This window comes from Rhodoplanes sp. (assembly GCF_013377085.1).
GTDB lineage: Bacteria > Pseudomonadota > Alphaproteobacteria > Rhizobiales > Xanthobacteraceae > Rhodoplanes.
In genome coordinates this window covers 22,994-36,303 of the sequence record NZ_JACAAX010000058.1, presented here as the reverse complement: position 1 = coordinate 36,303, position 13,310 = coordinate 22,994, and the positions used below count along the sequence as shown (strand labels likewise).

Here is a 13,310-nt window from a genome sequence, read left to right as displayed (position 1 = left end):
CGGCCAGCAGGGCCTGCAAGGCCGGGCGCTCCATCGAGCCGCCCGAATAGCCGCCGTCGTCGTAGCGGGTCCGCACCAGCGTCCAACCGGCATGGAGCTGGCTGCGGATATAGGCCTGGGCGGCCTCGTACTGGGCATCGAGCGAGTTGAAGTCCTGCTCCAGGCCGTGGTCGGTCGAGACCCTTGTGTAGACGGCACAGCGGACCGGCTTTGGCCTGTTCACGGTCTTGGTCATGGAGCCAGCGCTCCCTTGGCCCGCAAGCCGAAGAACCGGGGCCCGTTCCAGCGCGTGCCCGTGATGGCGTAGGCCACCTTGGACAGACTGGCATAGGTCGCCCCGTTCCAGGCGAAGCCGGTGTCCAGGACCGTCACCCGCTGCAAGGCACCGTTCCACTCTCGCACCAGGATGGTGCCCGGCCGGACCCTGGCATCGTCACGGTTCTGGTGGTTGGCAGCCGGGTCTGGCTCTCCTGTCGGACCTGCGCCCATGCGATCGAGCAGCCGCCTGGTGTTGCGGTCGAGGTTGCCGAAGGCATCGGCCTGCAGCCGATAGGCCAGGATCCGGAACAAGAGATGGCGAGGTAGATGGGGCGGTGGCCGCCGCCCCATCATCGTGTGCCATCGCGCCCGCAGACCTTCGACGTCGAGACTGCGAAGGTGGGCGACCTCGGTCTCGACGGCGCTCGGATCGAGTACGCGTTCAGCCATGGCTAGGCAGCGTTGCACGCGGCCGTGACGGCACCCTGATTGAGCGCATCGGCCGCAACGATGCGGTAGGTCCGGCCGGCATCGGTCTTCTCGGAGACCAGTGTCAGGGCGAGCTTCTTGCGCACGACGGCCGCCAAGAACCCGCGCACCGAGTGCTGCTGCCAACCGGTCGCCTCCATGATGGCCGCGATGGTGGCCCCCGCGGGCCGCTGCAGCATCGCGATCACGTTCGCCTGCTTCGAGTCAGCTCGCATACGAGGAGGCGAAAGTGGAGCCGGTCGCGCTTCGGCAGCGGTCTTCTGACCTGCTCCGTTCGCCGGCTTCATTGCCCGATCCGCCAGCATCTCCCGCGGCTCTCGGCCCGACCCGGTCACTTTGGATTGGCGGCTGCCGCGCCCAGGTTCGTCGCCCTTTGCCCGGACGACACCTTCGCGGCTTCGGTCCGCCGCACGGCCGCTGCTTGCACGGGACTCAGCTTCGTCCTTTGACAGACCATCTTCGACCCGGATGGCAGTCAGGCCGCGCCGCGTGATGCGCAGCGCCATCGCGCCCTTCTCCTCGTCACGCCGCCAGACCGGCAAGGTTCCGCGTGCCCGCACCTCCTCCAGAAGGCCCGCATCGAAAAGCTTCGCCGCGGCCTTTTGCGCGGCGCCGCGCTTCGGGTTCGTGGGAAGCTCAACCCCGCGGTCGTCGCGCTGGGCGGCGGCGGACAACAAAACGAGCTGGGTGTCGGTAAGTTTGAAAACTGGCATCGGGATCCTCCGTTCGGATGCGGCGCGCCACTCGCGCCGTCACCGACGAAACCCCGCAATGGCGCACCGGCCGGCGGGGAGGATCCCGATCGGAGCACACCGCCCCGTTCAGGCCCGCACACTACCGCTCCGTTTGCGCAGGAAGGCCAGTCGTTTCCGGATAATCTTCCTGCGAATGTGATTTCGCCCAATCGAAGCTCATCTCTGGGCCGTTCTCGGCTCTGCTTCAACCCTGCTTGCCTCATCGTAATCTGCGTTGTTCACCGTCGATGAGACGGACTTTCTCTTCATCCGTCAGAACTCTCGTCTGCTCGATGCTGATTGGTCCATTCCCGATGATCCGCACCGTACTGTCGGCGTCGTAGTTCAGACTTTGCCTCCCGCGATTTCGCCGATCGTCAGCCGGACGGTCGTCTTCACCCGGCGAGCCGCCATAGCCTAGGATTTCGACGATGATGACCGAGGGGCGCTCGGACGGAACGGACTGGGCCGGCGGCGCCTCCTTGGCGGCGGCCACGGCGGCGTTGGAGGTGACGGTGAGCGCGCCGGTGTTCGAGCTCTGCACCGTCGGCAGGCCGGCCGACTTGCCCTGCACCTGAATGTTGGCGGCGTTGAGTATTTGCACCGCGGCGAGATTGACATTGCCGGAGACGCGGATGCCCGCCTCGCCGGCGTCGATCACGCCGAGCGGCGCTATCAGGTCGATGTCGCCAGCCGGCACCTCGGGGATCGGATTGAGAGTCGCGATGCCGGCGCCTGACGAGGGCACCTGCGACGACAGGCTCACATGGCCGTAGTTGTCGTAGACGCGCCTCGGCGGGGTGTAGACCACGGTGGTTTTGGAGCCGCGCCCGGCATTGATGTTGCCTTCCGCGGACCAGGCGATGATGTCTCCGCCGAAGGTGGTCATGATGCGCGACAGGCCGAGCAGGATGCTGCCCTTGCTGTAAAGCTGGATGTCTCCTTGGCCCTGTGTGACCAGACCCGCCGATGCCGGCGGCACCAGTCCCTCGATGCCGATGATGGTGCGCCCGCCCGGGGTGAGCGTCTGGATATCGCCACCCTTCTGGGTGCGGACGCCGGAGGCGCCATACATGGTGATGTCGCCCGCGCGCACCAGAGACTGACCATTCGCATCCTGGTCCGGAAACAGCGCGGCGATCGCGTCGCGGCCGCGCAGATAGCTGCCGTAACGGGAACTGGTGCTGTCGTTGTACTCACGGCCGCCGGCGGTCAGCTCGGCGAAGTAGACCTGACGCAGGAAGATGTGCTGCCGCTCGGGCGCCAGGGTGCCGAAATAGGCCAACGCTTCCGCGTCGGTGCCGGTGAAGCCGTAGCGATCCTTCAGCCAGGCCGCGAGCTCCTTCTCATAGGTCTTGGCAACCTTGCCGGGCTGATCGGCAAGCGGCACCCCTGCCACCGCCAGCCGGGCCGGATCGAGATAGAGCGCCGCCAGGCTTTCGTAATCCGGTCCCGCCGCTCCGACGCCGGCCAGCATCGCGATGCTGGCGCCCGGGCGGGTGTCGCCCGACGCGATCGCTCCGAGACTGGTGATCGCGCCCTTGTCGGCCTGGTACAGGTTGCGCCCCGCCGAGATTTCGAGCGCGCCGGGGCCGGCGATGTCGATATTGGCGTAGAGGATGTCGCGCCCGGCGGACATGATCGAGACGTCGTCAGCATCGTCGTGCACGATCAGGTTGCCGTGCGAATACCCGTTGATGGCGGCGCCATATACGGTGACACCGGGCGCAAGGCCGGCCGCGACGATGTCGCGGCCGGCGCGCACGACGACCGGAGCCGATGCATTGAGCCAAGTCGTGCCGCTCAGAAACGTCACCGTCTCGCCGGTGACGAGGCCGACGATGTCGCCTTCACTCGCATAGAAGCGCACGGGATCCGCATCGTCCGCGCGGTCGAGCGCGATTTTCGCATCGTTCGGGCCGAACACGAACAGCGACCCGTTGATCGGGCCGCCGGTGTTTACATTCCGGATGCCGTTTGGCGACGCGTTGGTCACGATCAAGTTGATGTTGCCATAAACGTCATTTTCATAGCCTGCGAAGGCCGGATTGAACGGCGTCGGCAATGCCGTGCCGGTGCCGGACAGGCTGAACGCATAGTGCCCGGCATAGATCGAATCGGCGGCCAGCATCTCCAGCGAACCGGTGGCCGATGGCGCCAGGGTGATGGTGGGATAGACGGCCGAAGCGTTGTAGCGCATGAAGGGCAGCGCATCGATGCCGTAATAGATGCTGCCGCCGAGCGCTGCCGCCCGCAGGATCGACGGATAGGTGAACCATCCGTCGGCGCTGTTCTGGTCGCTGTTGCGATTCGAAGAGCCGATGCTCCACGTCTCAGACGTCGAGGTGGTCGGCGTGAGGTTGCCGCCCGCGGAGATCAGATTGATCGCGGTGTGGTCGGTCCACAGGGTGAACCAGCTTCCGCCGCCGCCGGCATAGTCGACGCCGCCGGCCGAGAAGGCGGAATTGCTCGGCGTATTCGACCGACCTGGATCGCCGGCGCCGCCGAGCACGAGATCGCCCAGGGTTTGCAGATAGACCGTGGAATCGCCGGGCACCACCGTGATGCCGGATGTCGCCAGGGACTGCGTCGCTTCATACGGGTCGGCGCCGCGGGTATCGTAGCTGTCCCTCAATCCGTAGATCAGCTCGATGCCGCCGATCGATGCCGCGGTCACGCTCATTGTGCCGCGCAGGTTGATCAGCGAGCCGCCGAGAGCCTGCTTGTCATTCGAGGTGGTGATGGCGAGATTCGGATTGAGCGAGCCGGCAATCCGCATGTCGATATCGCCGCCGCCGGTCAGGGCGAGCGATCCGTCGGCGCCGACGCGGCCGGTGCTGCCGACGGCAACCACCAGACCCTGGCTGCGATCGACGCCGCTGGTCTCGCCGCCCGTGCTGTTGCGCTGCGTGATCGCGCCGGCATTGCCGCCGACCCGGATGGTGATATTGCCGCCGCCCAGCGCGCCGATGCCGGTGAACCCGACGAGGTCGGGGATTTTTGACCCATAGCTCGTATTCGGCACGTAGGTGCCGAAATTGATCCACCACGAGGTCGCAATCTTATCTTTGACCGCCGCGGTGCCAGAGCCCTGGCGCCACAGCCAGTTGCCGGTCAGCACGCTCGCCGGGCTTGCCCGGCTGGACTGGCCGTAGATGTCGCCGACGAGATCGCCGCCCGCCGCGATCAGGACGTTGCCGCCGTGATCCGGGTACCAGGCCTTATAGGACGCCAGTGCGGCGGTCGTGTATTCGGCGTTGGTGCCGCCGAGCAGCGTGCCATCGGCCATAACTCCGCGGGCGAGCGTGTAGCTCGGATCGACCGCGGTCGCCGTGCCGGCGGTGTAGACGCCGTAGAGCGACTGCATTTTGATGCTGCCGGCGGCGACCAGCGACAGGTCGCCGGTGCCGGTGCGGACCACGCTGAACGAGGGCGCGACCACCGTGGTCGTTGCCGGCAGGCTGATGGTGCCGAGGTAATTTTGAGCAGGGTCCGTGAAATCGGACGGCAAGAAGAAATCGGCCCAGGAGTAGCTGGGGTCGCCGTAGAGCGTGGCCACCTCGAGGCGGGTCTTGTGGAGCAGTGCGGACGGATCGGTGATGCCGTCGGGAAGGTAACCGCCCAGAACGACCATCAGGGCATCGACTCCCTTCTGGGTCAGGCCCAATTCGATATTGCCCTTCGCAGGAGCCCAGAAATCGGCTGGCATCCCGTAGTAATCCACGGTCTCCTCCCATGAACCGCCCAGCAGCGCGGCGATTTCGGCCTTCGATTTTCCGATCAGGTCGCTCACCGTAAAGCCATAGTCGCCACAGACCACGGCGCAAAGAGCCTCCGCTCCCGCCCGGCTCAGATTGAGGACATCGCCGCCCGAGGCGTACCGCGAGACATAGTGGGTGTCGGCCAGAATGATGTCGCCCTTGCCGAGGGCGTTGCGCGCCCGCACATTGGCCGAGCCGAGATCGGCACCGGCCACCAGCGTCAGGTCCGACGATTTCGCGCCGGCGGCCAGCATCGATGCGAGCGCCCAGTTGCGGCCCTGGATGCCGCCGGTCGTCCCGCGCAGATCCACCGCAGCGCCACCGACAAGTTTGACGTTGGTCTGGGCCGGGATCAGCGACCCGGCCGCGAGCGTCATCTGCGCCGTGGAGGTCATGTCCACCGGCAGCGGCACGCCCTTCGGCCAGACCAGCGCCGCAAAGCTGGCGGCGCTCTTCAGCACCGTGCCGGCGCCGAGCTGCATGCCGGCGGTCAGCGTCACCGCATTCGGCAGGACCATGCCGGCGGCATAGGCCACCGAGCCGTCGGCATTGTAGATGGTCGCCTGCACCACCGTACCCGCCGACAGGGCGAGCGAACTTCCCAGGGTCGCGCGCACCGGCAGCACCGTGCCGGCCGGCAGCGAAATTGTACCGGCTCTCTCGGTACCGAAATAGGCCGGAAGGTCGTAGTTGAGCGTGACGCCGGCCTTGAACACCGTACCGATTTCGAGCGTGACCGCGGTGGCCAGCACCAGATCTCCGCCATAGGGCACCACGCCTTCCTCGAGCAGCCAGCCCTTGACGTCGTCGGGCGTCGACGGCGGCGGCGCAAAGCCGTCGTTGATGCTGCCGTGGATATTGAGATTGCCGACCGCGCGGATGTTGAAGGCCCCGGGCTCGCCGAAGCCGTAGGTCGCCGAATTCACGTTGCGATCGGCATTCGGCCCGTAGCGATAGCCCGACAGATCGAGATCGCCGGCCAACGTCAGGTCGCCGTTCGGATTGTCGGCGCTGACCTTGCTGACGATATCGACGCCGGGCCGCAGGTGATAGCTGCCGAGACCTGCGAGCCTGGCGCTCAACGAGGCATTGCCGAGTGCGGCATTGATGAAGGCGACGCTGTCGCTGTCGAGATCATCGAGATAGTCCTGCGTGATCTCCTGCGGCTTGTAGCCGGTCACGTCGGGCGCGGCGGCGAGCGGCGCGTCGTCATAGATGCGGAACGCATTGACCGCGATGGTCTTGGCGCCCCGGATCAGCGGCGTGCCCTGCACATTCACGGCGACGTCATTGGCGCCGTCGATGCCGCGCGTGCCGGCGGCAACGCCCGAGCCGCCGAGCCGCGGTGCGTTGAGCGTCAGCGTGCCGCGCGCCACGCCGTCATTGCGATAGGCACCTGCGCCGGACTCCACCTTGGTGCCGGCGCGCAGATCGATCGCCGCATTGCCGCCGATCGTCAGCATGCCCATCCGCGTTGTCAGGTCGATGATGGCGCGGTTCGGTGCTTCGATGATCTTGCCATAGCTGTCGAAGCGCATGCCGGTGCCGTGCGCGTCGAGCGTGCCGTTGACGGTGAGGTCGCCCATCGCCGCCAGCCGGATCTTGCCGACCTGGAAGCCGCTGGCATCGATGGTGCCGTTGACGGTGAGGCTGCCGCCGTCGATCGTGATCTCGACCTCGCGCGCCTTGACCTCGTTGCCGACGACGAGGCTACCCTGCTTGATCTGGAAGCGGCGCGCCCCGAACACCTCGCCGCTGTTGAGGCGGGCATTCAGCCCAGCGAAATCGGCCAGCGTCTGCGCATGAACGTCAAGCTCGGCCGCATCGTAGGGCACATAAGTGCCGCCGGCGTCGTAATAGCCGGTCGTGCCGCCACGGATACTGCCGGCGAGATCGACATGGCCGGCGCCCGTGCCGAGCGCCGTGACCGTCGCGGTTCCGCCGCTGTTGTGCTGCGCCGACAGATCGATCACCGATCCCGCCGCCTGGCTGATGTTGCCGGCGCGGCTGGTCATGACCAGATCGCCGCCCCAGCTATATTTGGTGACGTCGAAGAACACCACCGCGCGGCCCGACAGATCGAGCCGTGAGTTGTCGCCGAGCACGATGTCGCCCGTAGCCGTCAGCTCCAGCCGCCCCGACGGCAGCACCACGCTGGTATCGACGGTGATATTGGCGCCGGTCAGCTTCAGCGTCGCGCCCAGCGCATCGACACCAGCGGCTGTGCCGCCCGATCCGACGATGCGGATATCGCCGCCGGCCGTGATGGTGTTGACCGAGCCGGCCGCGCCGGTGAACAGCGGCGTCGTGATGGTGAGATTGCCGCCGCTGTATTGATAACCGCTCACCGCGTCATAGGTGCCCTGCCGGGCATAGACACCGAGCGTGCTCTTGTTGGTCGAGGTCACGGACTCGGCCGCCGCGATGTTGACGGCGGCAAAGCCGAGCGCGATGCGGTTGTCGACGACCGTGGTGCTGGGTTGGGCGTTCGGACCGTAGCCGAACACGACCCGGTTGGCCACGATGTCGAGCGTGCCGTCGCCGAGCCTGTCGGCCATCGCCGCGCCCGGCGCCGATGACGAGCCGGTCCAGACGAATTCGTTGGCGCGGATCGTGGCGGTGGTGCCGGCCGAGCCATAGCCGTAGATTGCCGGTGTCGTCAGCACCAGCCGGTCCAGTGTCGATGCGTCGAGCGCGACGTCGCCGAACACGTTGACCGCGTCACGCGCAGTGAGCGTGAGCGTCTCCAGCGCCGGCGCGCCGATCGCGGTGTTGCCCGCCAGCAATCGCGACAGCACGGCCTGGTTGAGGGTCAGCCCGGTCGGCAGGCGAGCGGCGGCCGCGGCTGTCGCGATACTCGCATCGGAGCCGAGATTGATCGCCGACAATCCCAGCACGAGATTGCGGGTGCCGTAGGAGACGTTGTCGGCGACGGTGACGGTGCCGGCCGTCATCAAGCCGATGGTGCCTTCGGAGGCGATCGTCGTGGTCAGGTTACAGCCGGCGGTGACGCAGGCGCCGATCGTGATATCGACGTCCGCCGCATCTGTCTCGCCCCGCAGCAACGTGATCACGCCATTGGACACGATCAGCATGCCGGCGTCCACAAGGTAGGGAGCACTGGTGTCGGTGCCCGGCGATCCGCGACCGATGGTGCTGATCGTCGCGCCCTCCTCGATCGTGATGGCGCCCCTCTCCTGGCGCCACGACCTTCCTCTCGAGTTGAAGACGATCTCGGCCGCCGACAGTCGGGCGCCGCTGCGCAGCACGATATCGCCGAAATAGCCGTTGTTCAGCATCAGACGCGGCGCGTCGAGCTTGCTGAGTTCGTCGGCGGAGACCGAGGCCGCCACCATCCCGGGGGTGGCTCCCTGCCCGGTCGCGACGATTTCGCTGATGCCGACGATCGAGACGGCCCCGCTATAGCCATCGCTGCCAGCCGCCGCCCGGATGCGCAGCGCGCCGTCGAACAGCAACTGCATGCGATCATCGGCGCCGCGCGCCTTGTCGAGCTGCATGGTCAGCCCGCCGGCATCGACCGTCATCCAGCCGCGCGAGACGCTCTTGAGCGCGGCATTCGCCAGCACGTAGGCGTCATAGCTGGTCTCGTTGAAAGACGAGTGCGTACGCACCTTGTCCGCCGCCGTGATGATGACCCGGTTCGGCAGGGAGGCGCGGATCGCGGTATTGGCGACGCCGAGATAGGCGCTGACGATGTACGAGCCGCTGCCGGTCGCAGCGACGCCGGTGACGGCGGGACTGACGGTACTGCCCAACTCCACGCGATAGGCGCCCGGCAACAGCGCATAGGTCGCGGGCATCAAGGTGTAGGTGCCGGCGGCAAGACCCGGCACGCCCTCCGGAATGGTGATCTGGCGGCCCACCGACGGCAGGCCGAAGCCTGCTTCCTGCACCACCGGCGCATAGGCGACGGAGCTGCTCGGCACGATCGCGTAGACCTGATTGCCCTTCGCGCTGTAGCCGAAGCCGGGATTGGCATTGACCAGCGGCGTGGTCAGGATGTTCACCGAGCCGCCGCGCCCCGAGACGAAGCCGGCGCCGGTCAATTGGCCGCCGCCCGACAGGTCGATCAGCGAGCCGGCATCGGCATCGATATGCAGGCCGTTGAGGGTGATGGCCGGACTGGCAGCCGCGACCGTCGCGCCGTTATAGGTGTAGCTGGTGCCATCGACCGTGCCGCCATAGGGCATCGCCAGCCCGACACCGCTGACCGAGGTGATGCTGCCCGGCAGCAGATGGACAGTATCCGTCTGCGGGACGCTACCGTTGGAGAGGCTGCCGAGCACGATTCGACCGAACGGCGCGCGCACCACGCCGCCCTGGTTGACCGTATCGGCGGCCAAAGTGAGGAGGCCGAAGGCGGAATACGGCACGTCGGGAACGGTGTCGCCGTAGCGCCGGATATTCAGCACGCTGCCGACGAGAAGCTTGGCTTCGATGCCGGTATAACCGGCGGTGATCGAGCCGGTGGCGCGGGTTGCCGGATAGATCTGCGCGGCGGTCACGGTGATATTGCCCGGCGTCTGCAGCGCGGCGCCGATCGTCCCGGTTCCGCCGAGCATGCGGACATCGCCGCTGCTCAGAAGATCGATCAGCGCGAAGCCGCGGCGATCGACGGTGTAGCTCTCGGCCTGGGTGTTGATGAGCCGATGCGCCCCGAACACCACGCGGTCGCGGATATCGATGAGATCGGCGGCGACGGAGAAGACCGCGCTGCTCGACTGTTGCGACGGCGTGCCATAGCCCTCGTCCCACCGCACCGTAGGCAATGTGTAAAGATCTTTGCCGATGCGGGTCACGCCGGCCAGCCGCACATAGGGCGCCGCCAGCGATACCCGCGAATCCGCGGCGGCATTGGCGCCGAGCGCGAAGGCGCCGGCATAGAGGCTCAGGCTCTGGTTCATGGCCAGCGTAACGTTGCCGTCGAACGAGATCAGGCCATCCGACAGCAGCGACAGCGTGCCGAAGCCGCCGGCCTTGATGCGATCGACGCCGAGCCGCGCGGTGCCGGTGACCAGACCGGCCTTGGCCTCCGCCATCGATCCGGCATCGGCGATGGCGCTATCGCCCTGGATGTCGGCGATGACCAGTTCACGATGCCGCAGCACATCGCCGGACGTCGATGAGCGCAAATAGTTCGGCGCCTCGAGCGCCAGCGCCAGCGTCCCGCCGGCGGCGTTCGCGCCACCGGCCGCCGCGCGCAGCGTGCCGTCGAGATAGAGGCCGTTGCTGGATTTTATGACGATGCTGCCGCCATTGCTGGCAACCTCGAGCGGCGTGCTGGCGCGCTGGATCCCGGTTCCAGCAATGTCGAGCACCGCGCTGGTGCCGGAGGCATCGAGCAGCGCGCCGGGCCGGATCACCACGAAGGCATTCGGCGTGAAGGATTCGCCGGTCGTCTCCCAGTCCAGCGCTCCGCCGATCAGAATCGAGCCGCCATTGCCGACCACGCCATAGGTCTCGCCGCGCGCATTGGTCGCCGTGACCGCGCGGGCCGCGACATCGAGCACGGCGTGTTCGCCGATCCAGATCAGGCCGGGTTTGTTGTCGCCGGTCCCCTGATTGAGGCTCGCCGAGGCCTGGGTCAGGCTGATGGTGCCGCCCGGCGCGGTCAACGCGCCGTCGATATTGAAGCTGGTGCCTTGCAGGCTGATCGACTGGCCGGCATCGACGCGGATCACAGCGCCGGTCTGAATGCCGATCGGGCCGCTCGCCGTCGTCAGGGTCCCCTCGCCGACATTGGAGCGCAAGGTCAGGCTGGCGCCGCCGCGCTGGGTCAGGCTGCTTTTGCTGGCGTCTTCGGTCCATTCCGGCGGAGTCCAGACGGTCAGCGCGAGCGAGGGATCCTCGCCGGTGGCGATCGAGAAGGCTGCGTCCGTCAAGCGATAGACCGGCATCGCGACATCGAGCCGGGCGCCGGCGGCGACCACGACACCTTGCCGGCCATTGATATCGTAACTGGAGAACCCCGATTGCAACTGCGACGCGTCGATCTGCAGGATCTCTTTGACGGCCGCCGCGCGCTGGAGCACCGAGCCCGCAGCGATCAGCGTTCCGGCCGCGATCGTGCCGTCCGACGGCGCCAACGTCCCGGCCGCCACGGTCCGGGTGAACGTGGTCGCCGACGGCAGGCCATTCGGGAACACCGCAGCCGGCAAGGTGTAGCCGATCAAGCTCCCCGTATAATATGTATTGATGCTGATGACCGTTCCAGCCGGGAGCGCCACGCTCGACCAATAGCTGATAGTGTAATGTGGTCCTTTTTTATCCGCGCCCGTTTCGATCAAATACGTAACGTAGGGATTCGACGTCAGCGGCGGCGTCCAGTCTGCTGCCAGCGTCACCTTTTCGATGACCGGCTTGGCGGTCAATGTATCGCCGGGCTGGAACCAAGTGGCCTGATAGGAATAGCTCGCCGGCAGCACCTCGCCGGCCTTGACCTGATAGTCCTCCAGCAGCACCAGATCGGCCGGCGCCGTCTCGCCGGCGCCGAGCACGCCGTCGGTCGCCAGCACCTTGCCGCCGATGGCGATGGCCGTGCCGGATTCGATCCTGAGCGTGCCGCCGCCGCTGACGCCGTAGGCGCGGATCGTGCCATCGAGGGTCAACAGGCCGTTGGCCGTCACGGTGGAATTCTGCTGGTCGGCGATCAGCGTCACGTCGCCGCCGCGGCCGCCTTTGGTCTTGCCGCTGGCGAGGATCGCCGCGCCCGACGAGACGTCGATGACGCTGCCCGCCTGCAATGTCACGTCATGGGTCGAGCGCAGCGTGACCGAGCCGCCGTCGATGAAGGCCTGCTTCGGTGCGTCCGCAGGGTCCTGCTCCACGTTCACCCACAGACCGCGCAGATCGAGCGTCGCGCCGTCATAGAGTGTGATGGAGGACAGGCCATTCTTGAGCAGCACCGCATAGGCGCCGCGGCCGCCGGCACCGGCGCCCGCCAACACGTTGTCGATCACCAGCGAGCCGCCGCGCGCGGTGACATCGGCCTTGATATCGACCACCGCCGCGTTGAGGTTGATCTTGCCGCCATCGGCGAGCGTGATCGCGCGATCGATCGTAATCGTGTTGGAGGTGCCGATATCAAGCCCGCCGAGATGGGTTGCATTGATGCGGCCGGCGTCGAACCAGGCGGTGTTGGCGCGGACCGACGGCAGCGCGGCGGTGGCGGACAGGCCGGCGCTGATATCAGCCACATCGGTGAAGCGGACATCCGAGCCGTACACGCCAACCTGATTTGGCGTGGCGTCGTAGCGGCCGAGGCCGAGCGTGCCTTCCAGCGGCACGGCGTTCTGCACCTGCTTGTAGCCGTCAGCGACGCCAGCGGCGCGCGCGCTGGTCTGCCGCTCGCCGGTGACGACGTCGGCGATGATGTCCGCCTCGAAGATTGCCGTCGGTGTCGACAGATTGAGACGACCGGCATCGCGGCCCACGGTGTAGCCAGAGTCGTAACGCCAGGTCGACAACCACCGCATTCGCGATGTCCAGGTCTCGGTCGCCACCACCTGCCCCTGGACTTTATGCGTGCGCACGGTGCCGAGGCCGGCCGTAACGAACGTCATGTCGGCCGGCGCGTTGTCGAACGTATAGTGGCGACCGTCGCTGGCGGTCAGCCAGGTCGAATAGATTCGGCCGCCCTCGTAGCTGACCGATCCACCGGAAATATCGAACTTTGCGCCCTGCTGCGCGATGACCTCCGGCGCCGCCAGCGTGATGGTGCCGCCCACAGCCGCCCATTCCCCGATGGTGTGGGTGGTGTTGGCGAGATAGCCGCCGATTTCGAGCAATCCGCCTTTGGTGTAGTAGCGGTCGCTGGCATAGCCGCCGGTCCCTGCGGGCACCAGCACCAGATTGCGGATATCGATCCAGACGTTTGTGTTGACCAGCGCGCCACTGTCGCGATTTGCCGGGGAGTCCCGCAGCTCGTTACCCTGCACGTTGACCAGCACCTGGTTGGCCGACATCGGCAGCAGTACGCCCCGCACACCCGAGACATCGATGATCGACCCTGTCTCGGCGAACACCCGCTTGCCGGCCGAGACCGCAA

At 66.8% G+C, this 13,310-nt stretch carries 4 protein-coding genes; all 4 read right to left on the bottom strand.

The features are described 5' to 3' along the window. A partial coding sequence (locus tag HXX10_RS26890; protein WP_296526395.1) for a recombinase family protein occupies positions 1 to 235 on the bottom strand: 235 nt, incomplete at its 3' end. Further along, a complete protein-coding gene (locus HXX10_RS26885; RefSeq protein ID WP_296526394.1) occupies positions 232 to 708 on the bottom strand; it encodes a DUF2924 domain-containing protein in 477 nt (158 codons plus the stop codon). The genes HXX10_RS26885 and HXX10_RS26890, both read right to left, overlap by 4 nt. A gap of 2 nt (positions 709 to 710) precedes the next feature. Next, positions 711 to 1,052 carry a DUF3489 domain-containing protein gene (locus tag HXX10_RS26880; protein ID WP_296526398.1) on the bottom strand — a complete coding sequence of 114 codons (342 nt, stop codon included), beginning with the start codon at positions 1,050 to 1,052 and terminating at the stop codon, positions 711 to 713. A gap of 649 nt (positions 1,053 to 1,701) precedes the next feature. Further along, positions 1,702 to 13,212, bottom strand: a complete 11,511-nt coding sequence (locus HXX10_RS26875; RefSeq protein WP_296526397.1) for a filamentous haemagglutinin family protein — start codon at positions 13,210 to 13,212, stop codon at positions 1,702 to 1,704. Between the last annotated feature and the right edge of the window lie 98 nt (positions 13,213 to 13,310).

Excerpts from the sequence above, each read along its gene's own strand:
- HXX10_RS26885 (WP_296526394.1), bottom strand. The coding sequence starts at position 708 with ATGGCTGAACGCGTACTCGATCCGAGCGCCGTCGAGACCGAGGTCGCC.
- HXX10_RS26880 (WP_296526398.1), bottom strand. The coding sequence starts at position 1,052 with ATGCTGGCGGATCGGGCAATGAAGCCGGCGAACGGAGCAGGTCAGAAG.